14 protein-coding genes and 2 pseudogenes are annotated in these 20297 nt (G+C 65.0%); 4 read left to right on the plus strand and 12 right to left on the minus strand.

The features are described from left to right. Positions 1-15: 15 nt before the first annotated feature. The 10 genes and pseudogenes from AC24YW_RS12165 to AC24YW_RS12210 all read right to left on the minus strand — a co-directional run bounded on the left by AC24YW_RS12165 (position 16) and on the right by AC24YW_RS12210 (position 12712). The gene (locus AC24YW_RS12165) at positions 16-786 is read right to left on the minus strand and encodes an enoyl-CoA hydratase (protein WP_487482952.1); all 771 of its coding nucleotides are present in this window, start codon (positions 784-786) and stop codon (positions 16-18) included. A 15-nt stretch (positions 787-801) separates the two neighbouring features. Then, positions 802-1251, minus strand: coding sequence for a MarR family winged helix-turn-helix transcriptional regulator (locus tag AC24YW_RS12170; RefSeq protein WP_487482953.1), 450 nt, complete (start codon positions 1249-1251; stop codon positions 802-804). A gap of 66 nt (positions 1252-1317) precedes the next feature. Further along, positions 1318-2770: pseudogene (locus AC24YW_RS12175) on the minus strand (GntP family permease). Between the two features lie 3 nt (positions 2771-2773). After that, entirely contained in the window at positions 2774-3793 is a 1020-nt protein-coding gene (locus AC24YW_RS12180) for a patatin-like phospholipase family protein (RefSeq protein WP_487482954.1), read from the minus strand. A 201-nt stretch (positions 3794-3994) separates the two neighbouring features. Further along, positions 3995-5239, minus strand: a complete 1245-nt coding sequence (gene serA, locus AC24YW_RS12185) for a phosphoglycerate dehydrogenase (RefSeq protein WP_487482955.1) — start codon at positions 5237-5239, stop codon at positions 3995-3997. A gap of 119 nt (positions 5240-5358) precedes the next feature. Further along, positions 5359-6591, minus strand: coding sequence for a rhodanese-like domain-containing protein (locus tag AC24YW_RS12190; protein ID WP_487482956.1), 1233 nt, complete (start codon positions 6589-6591; stop codon positions 5359-5361). Between the two features lie 80 nt (positions 6592-6671). Further along, entirely contained in the window at positions 6672-7961 is a 1290-nt protein-coding gene (locus tag AC24YW_RS12195; RefSeq protein ID WP_487482957.1) for a DUF1963 domain-containing protein, read from the minus strand. Positions 7962-8084: 123 nt separating this feature from the next. Then, the gene (locus AC24YW_RS12200; protein WP_487482958.1) at positions 8085-9290 is read right to left on the minus strand and encodes a PepSY-associated TM helix domain-containing protein; all 1206 of its coding nucleotides are present in this window, start codon (positions 9288-9290) and stop codon (positions 8085-8087) included. Between the two features lie 2 nt (positions 9291-9292). Continuing rightward, the gene (locus AC24YW_RS12205) at positions 9293-11629 is read right to left on the minus strand and encodes a TonB-dependent siderophore receptor (RefSeq protein ID WP_487482959.1); all 2337 of its coding nucleotides are present in this window, start codon (positions 11627-11629) and stop codon (positions 9293-9295) included. Positions 11630-11827: 198 nt separating this feature from the next. Continuing rightward, a complete protein-coding gene (locus tag AC24YW_RS12210; protein ID WP_487483299.1) occupies positions 11828-12712 on the minus strand; it encodes a dihydrodipicolinate synthase family protein in 885 nt (294 codons plus the stop codon). A gap of 164 nt (positions 12713-12876) precedes the next feature. Between AC24YW_RS12210 and AC24YW_RS12215 the strand changes: the two genes are divergently transcribed. Together AC24YW_RS12215 and AC24YW_RS12220 are read left to right on the plus strand one after the other, a co-directional pair. Continuing rightward, on the plus strand, positions 12877-14289 hold the full coding sequence (locus AC24YW_RS12215; RefSeq protein WP_487482960.1) for an FAD-binding oxidoreductase: 1413 nt from the start codon (positions 12877-12879) through the stop codon (positions 14287-14289). A 7-nt stretch (positions 14290-14296) separates the two neighbouring features. After that, positions 14297-14992 (plus strand): GntR family transcriptional regulator, encoded by a 696-nt coding sequence (locus AC24YW_RS12220; protein WP_487482961.1) that lies wholly within the window; start codon positions 14297-14299, stop codon positions 14990-14992. 6 nt (positions 14993-14998) lie between these two features. Here AC24YW_RS12220 and AC24YW_RS12225 read toward each other — a convergent pair whose 3' ends face one another. Then, on the minus strand, positions 14999-15163 hold the full coding sequence (locus AC24YW_RS12225; protein ID WP_487482962.1) for a hypothetical protein: 165 nt from the start codon (positions 15161-15163) through the stop codon (positions 14999-15001). A gap of 201 nt (positions 15164-15364) precedes the next feature. Between AC24YW_RS12225 and AC24YW_RS12230 the strand changes: the two genes are divergently transcribed. Both AC24YW_RS12230 and AC24YW_RS12235 read left to right on the plus strand, forming a co-directional pair. After that, positions 15365-17386 carry a YgiQ family radical SAM protein gene (locus AC24YW_RS12230; protein WP_487482963.1) on the plus strand — a complete coding sequence of 674 codons (2022 nt, stop codon included), beginning with the start codon at positions 15365-15367 and terminating at the stop codon, positions 17384-17386. Positions 17387-18247: 861 nt separating this feature from the next. Next, positions 18248-19117 carry an outer membrane protein gene (locus AC24YW_RS12235; protein ID WP_487482964.1) on the plus strand — a complete coding sequence of 290 codons (870 nt, stop codon included), beginning with the start codon at positions 18248-18250 and terminating at the stop codon, positions 19115-19117. A 233-nt stretch (positions 19118-19350) separates the two neighbouring features. On the opposite strand, the pseudogene AC24YW_RS12240 reads toward AC24YW_RS12235, so the two are convergent. Beyond that, positions 19351-19608, minus strand: a pseudogene (locus tag AC24YW_RS12240) (autotransporter domain-containing protein); the annotation flags it as partial. Between the last annotated feature and the right edge of the window lie 689 nt (positions 19609-20297).

The following is a 20297-nucleotide window of genomic DNA, read 5'->3' on the forward strand; positions in this document are numbered from 1 at the left end:
CACCCATTCGGAATACTATCCTATTCTGGTGAAATCCGGCGGGCGGCGCTCCGCAAACGCCGTGAACGCCTCGCGCGCTTCGGCGGTGCGCAGGCGCTGCGCGAAAAGCTCGCCTTCGGCCTGCATCTGCGCGACCAGCGCCTCGCCGTTGCGCATCAGCCGCTTGGTCGCGGTGAGAGCGCCCGCCGGCTGGCGGGCGAGACGCTGCGCCAGCGCAAGCGCTTCGGCATCGAGCTTGTCGAGCGGCACCACGCGGTTGGCGAGGCCCCATTCCAGCGCCGACCTGGCCGGCACGCTTTCGCCAAGCGCGAACATCTCGTAGGCGCGGGCGTGGCCGATGCGGGCCGGCATCAACAGGCTGGAGGCGGCTTCAGGCACCAGCGCGAGGCTGACGAACGGCGTCGACAATTGCGCATTGTCGGCGAGCACGACGAGATCGCAATGCAGCAGCATCGTGGTGCCGACGCCGACGGCACGGCCCTGCACGGCCGCGACCAGCGGCCGGGTGCAGCGCGCCAGCGACTGGATGAAGCGCACCACGTTGCGGCTGCCTTCGGACTTGCCGGCCGCGACGGCCGCAAACTCGCCGACGTCGTTGCCGGCGGTGAACATGTCGCCCTCGCCGCGGATCAGGATCACGCGGGCGGATGGGTCGCGCTCGGCGGATTCGATCGCGTCGGCGAGCTTGCCGTACATCGCATCGGTCAGCGCGTTCTTCTTGTCGGGGCGTGCCAGCGTGAGGGTGAGAATTCCGCCGCTGCTCTCGATCCGGACGTGCTCGGTCATTGGTCTGCTCCGTGGTTAGTCGTCTGAACGTCTTGGAAACTTGCCCTGAATGCTCGTCAGCCAGCGTGCGACGATGTCGATTTCCGCGGCCGTGAAACCTTCCGTCAGCGCCGCATTGACCTCCGCTGCGCTCATCTTCGCCTGCGCGAGCGCGGTGCGCCCCTTCGGCGTCAACCAGATGCGAGAGGCGCGGCCGTCCTCGCGGTCGGCCTGCCGCTCGACCAGCTTCGCGGCCACCGTGCGGTCGACGAGACCGGAAATGCCGGCCGGCCCGAGATCGAGCGCCGCGCCCGCCTCGCCCATCAGGATGCCGTCCTGCTTGCCCAGGATGAACAGCAGCCCCGCCTGCGCCGGCGTCACCGCGCTCTCGGGCCGCGCCGCCATCCAGCGCTGCAGCCGGCGATGGGCGACGCTCAGCAGGTAGATCAGCCGATGATGCCTCGCGCCGGCGCCGTTATTTCGCATGCGAAATAGATAGCCGGGCGCGGGACGGTTGTCAAACGAGCGTTCGCTACGGCGCGCAGGTTTCCGTCAGAACGAGCCCAGCGCAGTGCCCAGGGCGATCACAGCCACCAGCGCCAGGAGCGAGCTCACGATGCCCACCATGACGATGTCGACATAGCTGTCACGATGTGTCAGGCCGCAGATCGCGAGCAGGCTGACCACTGCGCCGTTGTGCGGCAGGATGTCGAGGGTACCCGCACCGATCACCGCCACGCGATGCATCAACGCAAGGTCGATGCCGGTCCGCGCGGCAAGCTCGACGTAGGTCGGGCCGAGGGCATCGAGGGCGATGGTCAGGCCGCCCGATGCCGACCCCGTCAATGCGGCGAGGATGTTGGTCGCGACGGCGAGCGAGACCAGCGGCCCCCCTTCGATCGCCAGCACCCAGTCGCGCACGACCGTGAACGCGGGCAACGAGGCCACGACGGCGCCGAAGCCGACGACTGGCGACGCTGAACGCAGGCAGGACCGACGCATTGGCCCCGGCGTCCATGGTCCGGCGCAGCGCCGGCAGGCGCACCCAGTTCAGCGCGATGGCTGTGACGATGGCGGCAGCCAGCGCCACCGCGACCGACCATACGCCTGCGACGGCCGCAAGCGTCGTGTCACCAAAGCGTTGCTCGGCGAGATAGCTGACATCGAGCCGCGGCAGCACCACCAGCGACATCACCAGATTGACGGTCACGACGACGACGAGCGGCGCCATGGCGCTCAGCACGGGCGATGGCCGCTCGCTGCGATGACCGTGCTGCAGCTCGGCCGGATCGAACTCGCGGGCAGTCGTCGCGCGCTCGCGCACGAGCTCGTCGGCAGCGGCCTGCTCGACCGCGCCCTCGGCATCGTCGCCATAGCCTTCTCCAGCGCGGCGCGCCGCAGCTTCAGCGCGATGCAGCCACCACAATCCGGTGCCGAGCATGACGAGCGAGGCGACGATGCCGAGTCCCGGCGCGGCAAACGGCGTCGCGCCGAAGAACGGCATCGGAATCGCATTTTGGATCGACGGCGTGCCGGGCAGGGCCGACATCGTGAACGTCGACGTTCCCAACACGATTGCGGCCGGGATCAGACGACGCGGAATCGAAGCGCCGCGAAACAGCGAGCGTGCCATGGGAACGATGACGAAGAACGCAACGAACAGGCTGACCCCACCATAGATGACCAGCGCGCCGGCGAGCACGACCGCCAGGATTGCGCGCCGTTCGCCGAGGCGCTCCGCCATGAAACCGGCGACCGACGTCACCGCGCCAGTGTCATCCATCAACTTGCCGAAGACGGCGCCGAGCAGAAAGATCGGGAAGAACTGCGCCAGAAATCCCGCCGCGTTCACCATGAACACCTGGGTCAGGTTCGCGAGCAGCGGCTCACCGCCGAACAACGCGGCAACAAGTGCGGCGAACGGCGCGAGCAGCAGGACGCTCCAGCCGCGGAAGGCGAACAGGACGAGCAGGCCGAGCCCGACGAGGAGGCCGAGGAGTCCCATGCCTCAGCACTCCGACAGCAGAATATCGAGATCGGCGGTCGAACGATGGCCGATCTCCGCGCCGTGCTCGGCGAGGAAGTCGTCCGCAGCCTTGCGTCCCTCGGCGCGCAGCATCGAGACGAACTCCCACTCCGCGTTGAGCTTCGAGGAGGCCCCGAACTTCGCCAGCATGTCGCTCTTGACCCGGTGTGTGCGCATCTTCGCCCAGCGTGCGCCCTCGCCGCTGCCCGGATCGGCCGCCTGGCGCAGCAGCGCGATCATGCGCAGCTCCTTCATCAGCGGCGAGTTGAATGAGATTTCGTTGACCCGGTTGAGGATCTCCGCAGCCGTCCGCAGCTCCTCCAGCCGCTCGGTCGGATTGATCTGGACGAGAATGGTGTCGTGCGCGTCGCTCTCCCGAACCAGCGGCGTGATCGTCGGGTTGCCGGCAAAGCCGCCGTCCCAATAGGGCTCGCCGTCGATCTCGATCGCGCGGAACATGGTCGGCAGGCAGGCCGATGCCAGCAGCACATCCGCCGTGATCTCCGCGTTGCGGAAGATACGGCCGCGCCCGGTGCGTACCCTGGTCGCGGTGATGAACAGCTGGATCGGGGAGCGCGCGAGGCGTTCGAAATCGATACTCTCGGCCAGCACCGCACGCAGCGGATTGTAGCCGGTCGGATTGAGGTCGTAGGGCGACAGCACACGCGACATCAAATCAGTGAGAATGTAGAAGGGCGACGTATCGAGGGTCCAGCGCCCCATCAAGCGGTCGAGCGGAGAGCGTTGCAGCGGGCTGAAGGCCGCGGCCTTGGAGACACGGCGCCAGTATCGGTCGAGCGCCTCTCGCGCGCCCTCGGCGCCGCCGGCTGTCCAGCCGTCCGCCAGAACCGCCGCATTCATCGCGCCTGCGGAGGTTCCGGAGATCGCGGCAATCTCCAGCCATTTCTCTTCCAGAAGACGGTCGAGCACACCCCAGGAGAAGGCGCCGTGCGAACCGCCGCCCTGAAGCGCGAGATCAATCAGTACGCCGTCCCGTTCCATGGCGGACACTCACGCAACTGAAGCTCAAATTCGACGCGATTTTCGACCCGGCCGAATTCGACAACAGTCTGGGAGCAATTGCTACAAGTTGCAACCGGAACGTGGGATGGTCTCGAGCTATTTCCATTCCGATGCGATCGTAACGGAGTGGCTCAGGATTCGGGTCGACGCTTCTTTGTATCCACGTCGCTCGAAGACGCTTCAATGCTCGAACACCAGCCGCGCGCCGACCGTTCCCTCGAGGCCGCGGATCTGCCGAAGCAGCTCGCCGGAATCCTGACCGCCGAGATCGGCGTCGAGCACAACGTAACCGAGGTCGCCGGCGGTCTCCAGATATTGGGCGGCGATGTTGATGTCGCGCTGGAGGAAGACCTCGTTCAGCCGCCGCAACATGCCCGGCACGTTGCGATGGACATGGCTGAAGCGCGCGCCGGACGGGCGAAGATGCAGCTGCACCTCCGGAAAATTCACCGCGCCCATGGTCGAGCCGGTGATGAAATAATCGACCAGCTTGCGCGCGACCTCGCCGCCGATCCGCTCCTGCGCCTCCTCGGTCGAGCCGCCGATATGCGGGGTGAGGATGACGTTCTCGAGGCCCTGAATGGGACTCTTGAAACGATCGGCATTCGACGAGGGCTCGACGGGAAAGACGTCGACGGCCGCGCCGGCGAGATGGCCATCGCGCAAGGCACGCGCCAGCGCATCGAGATCGACCACGGTGCCGCGGCTGTTGTTGATCAGGAACGAGCCTGATTTCATCGCCCGCAGCTCCGTCTCGCCGATCATGCCCGCAGTCTCCGGCGTCTCCGGCACGTGCAGGCTGACCACATCGCTCTGCGCCAGCAGATCTTCCAGCTTCTCGACCGGCTCGGTGTTGCCATGGCGAAGCTTGTCGGTGCGGTCGAAATAGATCACGCGCATGCCCATGGCTTCGGCCAAGGTGGAAAGCTGGGAGCCGATATTGCCGTAGCCGACGATGCCGAGCGTGCGGCCGCGCACCTCGCGGCTGCCGGCCGCCGACTTGTCCCAGCCTCCGGCATGCGCCGACACCGAGCGCGGAAAGATCCGCCGCAGCAGCATCACGATCTCGCCGATCACGAGCTCGGCGACGCTGCGCGTGTTGGAGAACGGGGCGTTGAAGACGGGAATACCGCGCTTGCGCGCCGCCGAAAGATCGACCTGGTTGGTGCCGACGCTGAAGCAGCCGACCGCGAGAAGCTGGTCCGCCGCCCCCAGCACCTCATCGGTGATCTCGGTGCGCGAACGGATGCCGAGCAGCGACACGCCTTCGAGCGCGCGCCGCAGATCCGCGCCGTCCAGCGCCTTGGTCAGCCGTTCGACATTGGTGAAGCCCGCGCCCTTGAAAAGGTCGACAGCGCTGTCATTGACGCCTTCGAGCAGCAGCGCCTTGGCGCTTCGCTCAGGGCTTTGGCCGGGGGCTGGCATGGCATCTCCGTAAGTGGCAGCTTTGCCTGAGCACATAGACCGCGGGCGGTGCACAGCACAATAGGGCTGGGATACGGGGAGAACGAGGCGATGGGTGCACTTGGCATCCCAGAGCTCGCTCAAATCACATAGAAGCCGTGCGTGCCGTCGCGGCGGAGTTGCTCGACGAGACCGTATTCCCAATCGAGATAGGCCTGCATCGCAGCTTCGCCTACATCAGTGCCTTCATAGGGTCGCCGGTAGCGGTGGGCCGGATCGGGCTTGGGCAAGGCGGGCGGCGGGCCGACCTCGAGCGCGCCGTCATAGCCGCCCTCGAGCACATAGACTTCCCAACCCATCTGCGCCAGCCACGACGCCGTCATGTCGGCGCGGATGTTCCTGTCGTCCGTCAGGACGATACGCGCGCCGCGCACCGGCGCAGCCATGTCGGTTTCCTGCACGAGCTGGCCGCCGGGATAATGGCGGAAGCCGGGGAGATGGCCGGCCGCGTAGTCTTCAACATCGCGCACGTCGAAGCGATACAGTGTGCGATGCGTCTCTGCGACAAGCGTAGCCATCTCGTTCGCGCCGATGTGACGGACACCGGCACGATAGGCGACGTCGCGGGCATTGGCCGGGCCGCCCTCGAACGGGCCGATCGGAGCGCGCCTGTCGGCGCCGTGATCGAGCGTATGATATGCCAGCGTCCAGCCGATGGTGCCGTTGCGCAGCGCGCGCACCTTGTTCGGCACGCCGGCATTGATCAGCGATTGCGTGCCGATGATGGAGCGGGTGCGGCCGGCGCAATTGACGATGATGGTGGTCTCAGGATTTGGCGCGGCCTGCCCCGCGCGCAACACCAGCTCCGCGCCGGGCACGCTCACCGAGCCCGGGATGTTCATGGTCGCATATTCGTCGAAACGGCGGACGTCGAGGATGGCGATATTGGCCTTGTCGGCGATGAGCTTTGCGACCTCGTCGGCGGTGAGCGAGGGCGTGTGGCGGCGCGACTCGACCAGCTCGCCGAACGCCTTGGAATACGAGTTGACGTCCTCAAACATTTCGTAGCCCGCATCACGCCAGGCCTTCAGCCCGCCGTCGAGTGCGCTGACATTGGTGTAGCCGAGCGCAGCCAGACGTTCGGCGCCGGTCGCGACCAGCCCCTCACCGTCATCATAGAGCACGATCGCAACGTCCTTGCGCGGCAGCCGCACCTCGGCCTCGATCGCGATCCGGTCGACGGCCATGTTGGCGGCAAACAGCGGATGACCGGTGGCAAAGCCCGCCTCGTATCTGAGATCGAGCAGCGCGATCTCCTCGCGCAGCAGCAGCGCGCGGCGGGTATCGGCAGGGGTGACCGTGGGCAGCTTCATGGCGGGGACCTTGAGAGAGGAGCCAGGAGCTTTTGAACCATCACAGCGGCGTTGACCAGTGATATCGGAGAACAGCAGGGCTAGCCGCACTCGTACGTGGCAACGGCCTTGGAGAAATCGCGTTGAGCAAGAGCATCGCGGTCGATCCAAAAATGGAGCACACCACCGATGTCGGAGTGCCAATCGAAGAAAGCGCGATCACCCTGAATTTGAAGCAACAACACGTCTTCCAAATGCACCTCGGTCGAATCTTGCGGGCCGCTGCCGTATCCCAGCATCTGATGAAGCGCTGTTCTGAAGTGACGGCGCTTGCCCTCGTCCACACTCGGCGTTTTCCAGTGATTCTGCCGCGCCAGATTCGTGACGTAGCTGGAGGGCGCATGGTCGGAAATATCCGTATCGTGGGTCACCATGCAGCGGACCGTATGGTTGATGGCATCGCCGAGGCAGTCCACGATTGTACTCGCATATGTGGGCACCTGCTCGGCCAGCTCCCCGTAGGTGTGCACGATGTTGAACCACCAGGATCTGAAGCTCGCTTTTGTATCCGGATCGACGTCATCCATGGGGGTCAGCGCCCGACAGCGTTCTAGCCACCCGATCGCACCAGCGCGAAGGCGCTTCAATTCCAAAGTTGCTTCGTCGGTGAGCGGCTTGCCATAAAATCCACATGTCAGATCGCCCTGGACGTACGACAGTACAGACCGGACCACGAACGTGATCAGGAGCCAGTTGAATGGCCAAGCTTCGTCCTTCTCGTATTCGCGGACGCCTCGGAATTGAAGCAGATCATCCTGGTCCGGCTTCCCCGGACCCAGCGCCTTGCGTAATTCCCTGACCATAAGCTCCCCTCCCACGGAGTCCTCCCGGAAGTAGAAGTCACGGAACGGTCGGAAGGTGATCGGATATTTGAACTCCACCTTGGAATGAAGATCCTGGTTGGGATCGAGCCATTTAACCTGGCGATCACCCTTGGTGCCTGCCAACGGCATCAGGTCCGGCGGCGGCGCGCGGTCGGGATACGCGCCACCGTCCCTCGGGCTATAAAGCACGCGACAGGGCGGATGTCCTTCGCCAACGAACACAGAACTGCAGAAGAAATAAAGGGTACCCCGCGTCGGAAGCGGCGACCAGCCGGCTCCAGGCACGTCGGCGAGGTCAATCTGAGCCACGAATGTCAGCGCAGCCGCTTCCAGCGCCTCACACGCCCTGACCTCTGCCGTCGGCCAATCAAGTTGCGGCGGCAACTTGGGAAGCCCGCCGAAGAAGCTCCGCGAGGGATGGCTCAGGGGCACGGGCAGGTCACTACGCCGGACGAGCACCGCGGGCAGCGCCGTTTCTTCAATCTCGTCTCGTTCGGACCGCGCCATCAAGCTCTCCGCGACTTTTGCGTGCAAAGAACCACTTTGCGTAACCGGACACAAGCACCTCGTGTTCATGGCACACGCGGAGTGTTGTGGCCGGAGCGGACAACGGCTCGGCCGGAGGCTCCATTACTCGCCTGGAACGAGGTGCCCCAGCGGCTGCGCCGGGCGCCGTAGCTTGCGGCGCGACAGATAGAGCAGAATGCCGGTGACCGAGAACAGCGGCATCAGGGCCGCGGCAATCATGAAGGCGAGCTTGCCGGGCCAGCCCAGCACCGCCCCGCGATGGATATCGAGCATGTTGGCGATGATCTTCTCGCCGAACGTCTTGTCGGCGTAACGTTCCGCGGAGGCGATCTGACCGGTGACCGCATCGATGCGGAATTCATCGCGCGTGGTGTCGAGCGTCGAATCCCTCCCCCACGACCGGATCCGTATCACTGTGCCTGGGCTGGGCGGCAGCGTCAGCAAGGCCCTGGCAAAGCGGCCGCCCTCCTCACGCCGGAATGTCGTCCATGCCAGATCGAACCCGATCGGCTGGGCCGGTTCGGCACGGGCCGGCGCGCGCGGCGCCTTCGCGGACATTTTTGGCTGCATCTTTGCAGCAGAGACTTCTGGACGCGACAGCAGCCAGACCACGCCGTCCTTGTACCAGTCGAACGAGTACCAGAGCCCTGTGAGCGTCATCACCAGATAGACTGGAAGAACCCAGGTGCCGATCACCGCATGCAGTGAGCGATGCAGTCCGCGTCCACTGAGACCGAGATTGGGCTTGAGCCACATCTTCACGCTGCGCGCGCGACGTGGCCAGCGCAGCACGAGGCCCGAGACCAGCATGACGATCAGGCCGAGCGCGGCCACACCGGTGATCTGGCGGCCCCAGCCTTTGGCATCGCCTGATATCAGCAGCCAGCGATGCAGCTTGCGAACCGTCGCGAAAAATTCCTCGCCGCGCGGCGCCCCGAGCACGCGCGCATCAAAGGGGTCGACATAGAGCGAATTCGGCCGATCGCCCTGCTCGTCGCGCGCGAAGCGAACCCGCACGGCCGCAGTCGGATCGCTCGACAGCATGACGGCCGAGACCTGACTTGAGGCTTGGCCGAAATCCCGCCCCGCCTTCAGCCGCCCGACCAGCTCGTCCGGCATCAGCGCCGGCATCTGGTGCGGCACGACGTGCATGATGCCGGCGTTGAGATGATCGACGATCTCGTCCTCGAAACTCATGATCGCGCCGCTCAGCGCGATCAGGGTAAGCAGCAGCGCGAGCAGCAGGCCCGCGATGGAATGGACCTGGAGCAGGACCGCCTTGACCGTGGGTCCTACGCGCGCGGCCATGGCTAGAACTTCACCGTCGCCGAGACAGACACCCGGCGCGCGTCGCCGAGGGCAACGCCCAGATTGTTCTGCGCAGAAGTATAGTAGACGGTGTCGAACAGGTTCTTGACGTTGAGCTGATAGATGACGGGCAGCGCCTGATGCTTCGTCTCATAGGTCGCGAAGACATCTGCGACCACATAGGACGGCAGCACGAACGTATTCAACGCATCGCCTGGCCGGTCGCCGACATAGCGCGCACCGCCGCCCAACCTGAGCTGGCCGGGAAGCACCGTCCCAAAATCATAGACCAGGTAGAGCGATGCCGTATTCATCGCAACGTTCTGGAGCTGCTTGCCGGCATATGTCGGATCCTCGATCACACGCGCATCGGTGTAGCCATAGCTTCCGATCATGCTCCAATTGTCGGAGAGACGGCCGGTGACGTCGATCTCAAGTCCGCGCGAGCGGACCTTGCCGGCCGCGGTGTACACGTTGAGGCCGGTCGCAGTGTTGAGCTGGCTGACCAGCACGTTCTGCTTCTCGATCTCGTAAACCGCGAGCGTGCCTGAGAGGCGCTTGTCGAGATCGAACTTGAGCCCGGCCTCATACTGCGTGCCCTCCTCGGGAGCGATGTTCGATCCGAGCACGACGCCGCCGCTATTGCTCAGCGGAGCAATGGTCGAGTTCGGCTTCAGCGACTGGGTGTAGCTGGCATACAGCGACATCTGATCGGTGAGCTTGAAAATCGCGCCCCCGAGCGGCAGCACGGCGTCCGCCGACACGTTGGTGTTGGTGATGAATGGCTTTCCGCGACCGGCGATCTGATCGTAGTCCATATAGCGGACACCGCCAACCAGCGCGAAGCGTTCGGTCAGATGCAGCGTGTCCTGGAAGAACAGCGACCACTGGCCGAGCTTGTCGGTCTGGGCGCTGTCGGTATTTGACACCGTGGTGCCGGGCCCGATCAGCCCGTAGACCGGGTTGTAGACATTGAAGGAGGGAGCCGCCTGCCGGATCAGGTTGTCGCGGTAGATCGTGCGATACTGTCCGTCGCCGCCGAACAGCACCTCGTTCCGCATGCTGCCGAGCCAGAAGTTGCCCGAGATGTAGGACGTCCCATAGCTCGAATTGCTGAGCGACCCCTGCGTGCCGTCATTGCTGCGGGTCTCGACGCCGGTTATCGCGTTGACGCCGGTGATGCGGAGCTGGTTGGCGCTGAAGGTCTCCGTGTTGTAGCTGTACCCGGCAAACAGCTTCCAGTCCTGATTGAGGCGATGCTCGACCGAGGCCTGGATCAGGTCGGACGTCCCCCAGACGTTGTTGTAGGGCTCGTCGAGCCGGCGCGTGGCCGGGATCGCCAGCGGAGCGCCATTGATGAACGCCGTGCCGCGATCGAACGGATAGATGAACTCGCGGTGCTCGTAGTTCAGCTGCACCGTGGTGTCCTGGCCGTACCACGCGAGCGAGGGCGCAACCAGCATCTCGCGGTGACGACCGAAATTCCGCCAGTAATCCTCGCTGACGCCGTAGCCGATGAAACGATAGGCGAGCCCCTGGTCGCCGATTGGACCGGTGACGTCGAGTAGGCCGTCGGCGCCGGTCTTGGAGGCACTGAAGGCCGAGCCGAGCAGCGTGATCGAGCCATGCTGATAGAGCTCGGGCCGCTTGCTGATGGTGTTGACGATGCCGCCGGGATCCATGATGCCGTAGAGCAGCGAGGCCGGGCCCTTCAGCACCTCGACGCTTTCCACCGCGGGATTGAGGCTGCGGCCCTGCACCAGCGGCATGCCGTTGCGCATGATCGAGCCGTCGCGGTTGTCGCCGAAGCCGCGGCGGATCACCGCGTCCTGACTGCCGGCAAGCGTGTTGGTCTGGGTGACGCCGGAGACGTTGATCAGCGCGTCGTCGATGTTGCGCGGGAGCTGATCCTTCAGCACCTGCGCGGGCACGACGTTGACCGCCTGCGAGGTGTCGAGCGGCGAGGCGCCGCTGCGCAGCGTGGTCGAGCTCGGCATCGCTCGATAGCCGAGCTTTGCGGCCTGTTGCGCAGCGGCTTCGGCAGCGGCGCGCTCCGATAGCGTCGGCGCCGCTTGTGCGGGATTGCGACTCGGCTGGCGACGCGCGACGGCTTGGTTGCGGCGTGAGAACTGATCCGATGCGCGGGCCGGCTTCGGTCGTGGCGCCGGAGCTTCCACCGTCACCGGCGGCAGAGCCGATTGGGCCTGTGCGCTCGTCGTGATGGACGGACATTCGACGAGCAGCACCGCTGCTCCGATGAGAAGACCTGCGCGGCTCTTGCCGACACGAGCTCGATGGCCGTTATCACGCTGGCCATCCACAAAGGCACGCACTTTCATTCCACTTCAAGTCAGGAGCATTGAAGTGTGCGCGTGTAACAGCCGCCGAGATCCAGGAGAACCGTAGCCAGGCTTGAATCGCTCTAGTGTTGAATGGTTCTAAGAGCAGGCGGACGCTCAACCGCAATCATGAATTGCCGGTGCTCCGTGCACGACACGCTGTACGCGAAACTGCCAGAGCGTGGCCCGAAATGACGATCACGCGATGGCAGGAGCGACCAACTCGTCGAGCTTCCGCTTGAACGCAGTGCCGTTCGACAACGCGCGCAGCGGCGGACGCACGCGCAGCCAGCCTGCATCTCCGGTCTGCGCCGCGAGGATCGCCTTCAGCGTCGCGACCAGGGACGGAGTCTTCACCACGATATCGATCGCCGCCTGCATGCGCGCTTCGACCTCCCTGCCGTCGAGCATGCCCTTGACCAGCTCGGGCACGACGTTGGCCATGCCGCAGATGGTGCCGGCGCCGCCCGCGGCGATGGCGCGGGCGATGTCGGCTTCGTTGCCGACGGTGATGGCGAGCTCGGGCGCGGCGGCACGGAAGGCCTGGAACTGCTTGAAGTCGCCGCTGGAGTCCTTCAGACCCGCAACCACCTGGCCGTAGCGCTTGCGCAGACTTGCGGCGACTGTCGTCGGGATCGCAACGCCCGAGACTTGTGGAATGTGGTAGAGCGAGGCGCGCAGGCGATCATCGGCAACACCATCGATGATGGCGGCAAAGGCATCCTCGATGCCCTCGGGCGTGACACTCCGATCGAAATAGGGCGGCAGCAGCAAGACGTGGCGCAGGCCGAGGCCGAGCACGGCGCGCGTCAGCGCGATGCTGTCGGTGATGGCAGGAAAGCCGCCACCGATTCCGATGCGCTCCGGCGCGACCCCGGCCTCGAGCATCGCCTCGATCGTCGCAATCCGTTCGGCGGCATTGAATGAGGTCCCCTCGCCGGTGGTGCCGAACAGCACGACGCCGTCGACGCCCTTGCCGAAGAGGTGCTTGGCGTGCGCGGCGAGCTTGGCGGCGTCCACACTGCCGTCCGTCGCCAGCGGCGTCGCCGACGCCACCCAGAACCCGCGAATCGCCTCCGCCATCACACCACCATTGCTGCCGTCCCGGGTCAAGCCACTGATCTTCAACGATCTTTCGCGCTTGCCGAGGCTCTGTTGTTACTTTACTTTCGCTCTTGTACCTTACATACAACACTGATGCAAATCACACGCGCCATGAGCGCAGCCTGATCTTGAGGAGGTCTCGCATGGACATGGTGACCCCCGCCGGACGACCTGACCAATTGCTCGGCGCGTTGCGCGACAGGCTCGGCGCGGCCGCGGTGCTTGTTGGCACCGACGTGCCGGCGCGCAATTGCAACGACTGGAGCGCGAGCCTGCCGCAGACGCCCTTGGCAGTGATCCGCCCCGTCGATGCGCAGGGCGTCGCCGATGCGATTAGGACCTGCCGGCAGGCGCATCTGCCGTTCGTGCCGCAGGGCGGACTGACCGGGCTGTGCCGCGGCGCTTCGCCGGAAGCCGGCTGGGTCGCGATCTCGCTGGAGCGCATGACCGGCATCGAAGAGATCGATCGCGCCTCGATGACGATGACGGTGAAGGCCGGCACGCCGCTGGAGACGATCCAGAAGGCGGCGGACGAAGCCGGCTTCTTCTTTCCGCTCGACCTCGGCTCGCGCGGCTCTTGCGCGATCGGCGGCAACCTCTCGACCAATGCCGGCGGCAACCGCGTGATCCGCTACGGCATGACGCGCGAGCTGGTGCTCGGTCTCGAAGTGGTGCTGCCGGACGGCACCATCATCACCAGCCTCAACAAGCTGATGAAGAACAATGCCGGCTATGATCTGAAGCATCTGTTCATCGGCTCGGAAGGCACGCTCGGCATCATCACCCGCGTGGTGCTGAAACTGTTCCCGAAGCCGCGCTCGACCATGGCTGCGCTGTGCGCGTTGAAGGACTATGACGCGGTGATCGCGCTGCTCGACGCGGCGCGCTCAGGGCTCGGCCCGCTGCTGTCGGCCTTCGAGGTAATGTGGCCGGATTATTGGGACGTGATCACGAATCGCGCCGGCGTGAAGCCGCCGGTCGCGCCAGGCCACGGTCTCTACGTGCTGGTGGAAGCGCAAGGCACCGACGAGAGCGTGGATGCGCCGCGCTTCCAGAGCTGGCTCGAGGACCTGATGGAGCGCGGGCTGCTGGCGGATGCCGCGGTCGCGCAATCGCTGGCGCAGACGCTGAGCTTCTGGCGCGTGCGCGACATCTGCGCCGAGTTCGGCCAGGTGCTGGGACCGCACATCTCCTACGATATCGGCCTTGCGGTGGCACGCATGGACGAGTTCGTCACGCGTTGCAAGGCCGCGCTCGCGGCCGGCATTGCGGGCTGCGAGAGCGTCTATTACGGCCATATCGGCGACGGCAACCTGCATCTCGTCTCCTGGGTCACCGGCCTTTCCGTTGCGCAGCAGCCGAAGGAGGAGATGGACGCGATCATCTACGGTCTGGTCCGCGAGCTCGGCGGCAGCGTCTCCGCCGAGCACGGCATCGGCACTTTGAAGAAGCAATGGCTGGGCCATGCGAGGAGCGAGGCCGAGATCGCGCTGATGCGCACGCTCAAGGCGGCGCTCGACCCCGATCACCTGCTCAATCCCGGCAAGGTGATCTGAACGCACCATGCGATCGCTCAAGCTCGATACGCCGAAATCGCTGTCGCAGCGGGTGATGCTGCGGCTGCGCCAGGCCATCATCGACGGCGAGTTCGCGTTAGGCGCGGCCATCTCAGAGGAGATGGTGGCCAATTCCTTCGGCGTCAGCCGCACGCCGGTGCGCGAGGCCATGGGCCAGCTGCAGGCGCAGGGACTGGTGGTGATCCGGCCGCAGGTCGGCAGCTTCGTCTTCACGCCGAGCGCGGACGACATCAACGCGCTCTGCACCTTCCGCATCGCGCTGGAGCCGAAGGCCGCCGAGCTCGCCTTCCGCCATGACCGCGACGGCGCGATCGCGACCATGAGCGCCGCGATCGCGGCGATGGAGCCGGCGGTCGCGGCCAAGGACAACATCGCCTATGGCCGCGCCGATGCCGCGTTACACGAGGCGCTGTTCGCCCATTGCGGCAACCGCTATCTCGCCGAATCCTATCAGCTCGTCTCCGGCCGCGTCGCCGCGCTCCGCACCAATCTGACCTCGCCGATCGACGTGCGCACCCGCACGTCCTTCGACGAGCACCGCAAGCTGCTCGATCTGTTCGCACGCGGCGAGTTCGCCGCCTTCGAAGCCCTGATGACCATGCACATCACGAATTCGGGGATCGTCTATGCCAAGGCGCTGAAGGTGGAGGCGCTGAAGGTGGAGGCGCTGAAGGTGGATTGAGCGCGTCTACCGCTCCTCCTTCGACCCCGGCCTGTCCAGAAAATCGAGCGCGGTGTTGATCTGCTCGAGCTGGTGCTCGATCCTGTCGCGGTCTTCGACAGACGGCGCCTGTTCGAGTTGCTCCACCAGCTTCTGCTTCCGCAGCAGCAAGTTCTCTATGACCGTACCCACGATTTCCCCATCGCCAGAGGCGACGTCACGGACGCCGAAACGATGGAGGCGCGCGCAACCCGGGTCCCACATCGAACCCTTAAGCCAGAATGCCCGCGGGCGCGGTTGGTTCCCGCGGCCGGATCCGATCGGCGCCGGAACCGCAGCATCGGCACAGCGAGCGGTTGAATTCGCCCGCCCCCGGTCCTATGCGTAGGCGCCATGGACACCCAGATGATCACCGCCGAAAAGCCGCTGATGGCCCGGGCCCGCCCGCGCAAGCCGGCGCCGTTTCTTCCCATGAGCCGCGCCGAGATGAATGCGCTCGGCTGGGACGCCTGCGACATCGTGCTGGTGACCGGGGACGCCTATGTCGACCATCCGAGCTTCGGCATGGCGATCATCGGCCGGCTGCTGGAAGCGCAGGGTTTCCGGGTCGGCATCATCGCGCAGCCGGACTGGCATTCGGCGGAGCCGTTCAGGGCGCTCGGCAAGCCAAAGGTGTTCTTCGGCGTCACCGGCGGCAACATGGATTCCATGGTGAACCGCTACACCGCGGACCGGCGCATCCGTAGCGACGACGCCTATACGGCGGGCGGCGAAGGCGGCAAGCGGCCGGACCGCTGCACGATCGTCTACGCCCAGCGCTGCCGCGAGGCGTTCAAGGACGTGCCGATCGTGCTCGGCGGCATCGAGGCCTCGCTGCGCCGGATCGCGCATTACGATTACTGGTCCGACAAGGTGCGCCGCTCGGTGCTGGCCGACGCCAAGGCGGACCTCTTGCTCTACGGCAACGCCGAGCGTGCCGTGGTCGAGGTGGCGCACCGGCTCGCCGCCGGCGAAGCGCCGCGCGAGCTCGACGACATCAGGGGCGTGGCGCTGTTCCGAAAAGTGCCGGACGACTACACCGAGCTGCACGCCGACGATCTCGAGTCCGCCGACGAGGGCGCATCGCGCCACAAGGGTTCAACCGTGATCCGCCTGCCGGCGCTGGAGCAGGTCGAGCAGGACAAGGAAGCCTATGCGCGCGCCTCGCGCGTGCTGCACCGGGAGAGCAATCCCGGCAATGCGCGGCCGCTGGTGCAGCGCCATGGCGACCGCGACCTCTGGCTCAACCCGCCGCCGATCCCGCTCACCACCGAAGAGATGGACGCGGTCTACGACCTGCCCTATGCGCGCGCGCCGCATCCATCCTACGGCGAGGCCAGAATCCCCGCCTGGGACATGATAAAATTCTCGGTGACGATCATGCGCGGTTGCTTCGGCGGCTGCACCTTCTGCTCGATCACCGAGCACGAGGGCCGCATCATCCAGAACCGCTCGGAAGGCTCGATCCTGCGCGAGATCGAGCGCATCCGTGACAAGACGCCCGGCTTCACCGGCGTCATCTCCGACATCGGCGGCCCCACCGCCAACATGTACCGGATGGCGTGCAAGGACCCGAAGGTCGAGGCGGCCTGCCGCCGTCCCTCCTGCGTCTTCCCCGAGATCTGCCCGAACCTCAACACCTCGCATGACGACCTGATCCGGCTCTATCGCAAGGTGCGCGAGACCAAAGGCATCAAGAAGGTGATGGTGGCCTCCGGCGTGCGCTACGACCTCGCGGTCGAGAGCCCCGAATACATCAAGGAGCTCGTCACCCATCACGTCGGCGGCTACCTGAAGATCGCGCCTGAACATACCGAGCGCGGCCCGCTCGACAAGATGATGAAGCCGGGCATCGGCGCCTACGACAAGTTCAAGCGCATGTTCGACGAGGCGGCCGAGCGCGCCGGCAAGAAATACTACCTGATCCCCTATTTCATCGCGGCGCATCCGGGCACGACCGACGAGGACATGATGAACCTCGCGCTGTGGCTGAAGAAGAACCGCTACCGCGCCGACCAGGTGCAGACCTTCCTGCCCTCGCCGATGGCGACCGCGACCGCGATGTACCACACCGGCGTCAACCCCTTGCGCGGCGTGCGCCGCGGCGGCAGCGACAAGGTCGAGGCGATCAAGGGCCTGCGCCAGCGCCGCCTGCACAAGGCGTTCCTGCGCTATCACGACCCCGACAATTGGCCGCTGCTGCGCGAAGCCCTGATCGAGATGGGCCGCCGCGACCTGATCGGCTCGCAGCCGCACCAACTCGTGCCGGCGCACCAGCCGCCCGGCACCGGCAAGGCGGCCGGCACCAGGCGTCCGCTACGATCAGGCGGCAAGACGCAGAAGTTCACGACCAAGGGCCTGCGGGTGATGAAGTAGCCGCGAGAGCCGGATCAGGCGCGCAGGTCGGCGGCGCTTTCGTGCCGTCCAAGACAAAAGTTCGAAAACAACCCCATGCACAGTAGGCGGGGGTAGCAATATCAACGGCTTGCGGGCGCGATGGGATTGGCGCGGCCGTCGACCGCGAATCGAGCCGGGATCTGCCCCGCGAAACGCCAAATTTCTGTTTTTGCGAAATCTACTTGATCGTCGGGCAAAGCAGGCGTATGATGCCATCATCGCGGAACGTGGGTCATTGAGGGCTAGCGCATCTGGTCGTCACCACGACCCGGCTGCCACATCGAGCGCGACTCGTCGAACGACCGCTGCGCATTCTGCTGATTTTAAGAATCCGTTGCACCGTCGGGCAAAACAGGAGCAGAATGGCAGCATCGGAAGGATTGGGCCAAGGCGCCCCTCCCGTTGCTCAGTGCCACCGTCGTCGAGCTGACGATCGCTTCGCGCGCGCAATCCGCTCTGCGGGTCGACGCGCTGCAGGCGGTGGCGCTCCTGATCGCTTGATCGCCGGCAGCCCAGCAAGAGCCTGCGATATCGTTGCTTTGCCCTAGCCACCGCGCTCAAGGTGCTCGCCGCTGGTGGCGCGTTGCTGCCCCTTCGCCTGCGTGCGATGATGGCCGCTCTTCGGGGCGGACCAGACAACCGGCAGACCCGCCTTTCACAGCGGCTTCTGACCCGAAGCGGACGGAGCGTACGGATAGGGTGTGGAAGCCCGACTGTGGCGGAGGTGCCACAGACGCTGGCAGACCGCCGTTGTCGCCGCGTTTCCGATAGCTCTATCTGTCTATGCATCTTAAAAGGGAGGTCATTTGGTCAGATTTCGATTGAAATTGAGGGGCGCACTTGACCAAGAAATTGATTGTAGTCCTGACCGGACTTATTTCCTTTGCCGCTGCCGGCGCGGCCTCTGCCGCCGACATGGCTCTGAAGGCTCGCCCGTTGGCCGCGCCAGTAGCCGTTGCAACTTGGACGGGCTGCTATGTCGGTGTCAACGGCGGCTGGGCGGAGCACAGGGTCGGCTCGTCGTGGAACCCGGTGCCGGGCGGTACGGCGATTGGTCCGGGCAGTGCGGTTGCGATCAACGCTTCGTCACTCGCGAGCCACACGTCTGACAGCGCCGCGGCTGGCGGCCAGATCGGCTGTAATTGGCAGACCGGCCAGTTTGTTCTGGGCATCGAAGGCGACTACGACTGGGCCGACTTTCATAGCGTTCGTAACGCACTGCCGCCGACCGGCTTCGGTGGTGACTTCACGCAGACGCAAGACTACAGGGTTCGGGGCTTCGGCACGGTCCGCGGTAGGCTGGGCTTCACAGGCGGCATGGGCAATTGGCTGCTGTACGTGACCGGCGGCGTCGCCTTTGCTGACTTCGACTATCGTGATTGCAACACTGGAGGTGTCCGTCTGCCGACCTGTTCGACCTTGGCGGCCTCAGGGGGCTCGGGCTACAACTTGGCGACCACCAATCAATTCCGGATTGGCTGGGTGGCTGGCGTGGGCGGTGAGTACAAGTTCACCCCGAATTGGAGCGTGAAGGCTGAGTACCTTTATATGGGCTTCGAAAACTTCACGACGACTTCCACCTTCGTGAACTTCCCGCCGTTCGCTTTCACGGGGGGTACGATCAACCACGTACACTCCAACCCCAACATTCAGACCGTCCGTGTCGGTGTGAACTATCACTTTGGTGGCCCGGTCGTCGCCAAGTACTGAGTTCTTCTTCCTATTGATGAAGATGTGTGAATGGTAAGTTTGGTGCGGGCATTCCGCTTATGGAGATCTGCAAACTGCAATAGGCTACCGCGATCGTGTTAGTCTGCTTCTGGGCCGATGGCGAAGTTCGGTTTGGATCAGAAATGGGCTGCTAATCGGGGCACACCGGAAGTGAAGCGGTGCGTTCAAACCGGCGCTTTTGACCCGAAGCAGACTTGCAAGAGGTCCGAGAACTACCAGGCGTATCGGACCACGCCCTTGCCCGCATAGCTCTCGGTGACGTTGGAGAACTCGCCCTCGAACGTGCCGGCCATCGACCAGCTGTTGATCCACTTCATTTCGGCAGAGCCCGTCACCAATGCCGCATCGGCGGCCTGTCGCGCGCCATTGACGACGAACGATGCGCCAGGCAGCGTCTGGAACGTCGCGCTGATGCTGCGGTCCGGGTTGTAGTCATGCGCCCAGGCGGCACGGCCGCGCAGCGTGCCTTTCTCGTTCCCTGCTTGATTGCCGGCTGGTGTGTCGGCGGCGCAACAAAAAGGCGAGCTTTTGGGGGCCGCGCGTCAGAGGCGATCTCCCGCTTTCCTGAGGGGAGTGCGTGGCGAGACAACGCCGGCTATGGGGGCCCATCGCTGCCCAGCGGAATGCTCGGTGGGGCGTCGGCTCTAGGGTGTAGAGCGGAAACTGATTGCAGAGGTCTGGACCGCCGATTGTGACCCAAAGGGGAACACGTCGGGTCGCAGGCGGCAATCCTGCCCTCGTTCACCACATTTAAACCTTAAGATTCTACCAAGAGTACTCACCCACAGGCCGCAGGACCATGCGAACAGCCTTCGTACAGAAGCCATTGGTGGACTTCGGGCAATGAAGGCCTGGCAGACCGGCTGCGTCGTGGCTGTGCTCGCATCCGTGGGACTTTTTCTGGCCGCGGCCAACAGACCGGCCGCGACGGTGCCGGATGTCATGTCGCAAGCGGCAGCGAGCATACCGGCTGCGGCGAGCATGGCAGCTCCCGCGAGCGTGGTGACGCCTGACGTGTACGCAGAGGCAGCCGCCAGACTCGCGGCAGCGCTGCGGGCGGAACGAGCAGAGCCTGTCACAGCGACGTCGGCAGGTTCCTTGCCGCCACTCAGCGAAGCCGAGATCGTCGATGAACCCGTAGGGCCCAAACTGGCGTCGT

The sequence above is a fragment of the Bradyrhizobium sp. USDA3516 genome (assembly GCF_057651995.1).

Excerpts from the sequence above, each read along its gene's own strand:
- AC24YW_RS12200 (WP_487482958.1), bottom strand. The coding sequence starts at position 9,290 with ATGGCCGCGCGCGTAGGACCCACGGTCAAGGCGGTCCTGCTCCAGGTC.
- AC24YW_RS12190 (WP_487482956.1), bottom strand. The coding sequence starts at position 6,591 with ATGAAGCTGCCCACGGTCACCCCTGCCGATACCCGCCGCGCGCTGCTG.
- AC24YW_RS12210 (WP_487483299.1), bottom strand. The coding sequence starts at position 12,712 with ATGGCGGAGGCGATTCGCGGGTTCTGGGTGGCGTCGGCGACGCCGCTG.
- AC24YW_RS12180 (WP_487482954.1), bottom strand. The coding sequence starts at position 3,793 with ATGGAACGGGACGGCGTACTGATTGATCTCGCGCTTCAGGGCGGCGGT.
- AC24YW_RS12165 (WP_487482952.1), bottom strand. The coding sequence starts at position 786 with ATGACCGAGCACGTCCGGATCGAGAGCAGCGGCGGAATTCTCACCCTC.
- AC24YW_RS12230 (WP_487482963.1), top strand. The coding sequence starts at position 15,365 with ATGGACACCCAGATGATCACCGCCGAAAAGCCGCTGATGGCCCGGGCC.
- AC24YW_RS12220 (WP_487482961.1), top strand. The coding sequence starts at position 14,297 with ATGCGATCGCTCAAGCTCGATACGCCGAAATCGCTGTCGCAGCGGGTG.
- AC24YW_RS12170 (WP_487482953.1), bottom strand. The coding sequence starts at position 1,251 with ATGCGAAATAACGGCGCCGGCGCGAGGCATCATCGGCTGATCTACCTG.
- serA (WP_487482955.1), bottom strand. The coding sequence starts at position 5,239 with ATGCCAGCCCCCGGCCAAAGCCCTGAGCGAAGCGCCAAGGCGCTGCTG.
- AC24YW_RS12195 (WP_487482957.1), bottom strand. The coding sequence starts at position 7,961 with ATGGCGCGGTCCGAACGAGACGAGATTGAAGAAACGGCGCTGCCCGCG.
- AC24YW_RS12205 (WP_487482959.1), bottom strand. The coding sequence starts at position 11,629 with ATGAAAGTGCGTGCCTTTGTGGATGGCCAGCGTGATAACGGCCATCGA.
- AC24YW_RS12215 (WP_487482960.1), top strand. The coding sequence starts at position 12,877 with ATGGACATGGTGACCCCCGCCGGACGACCTGACCAATTGCTCGGCGCG.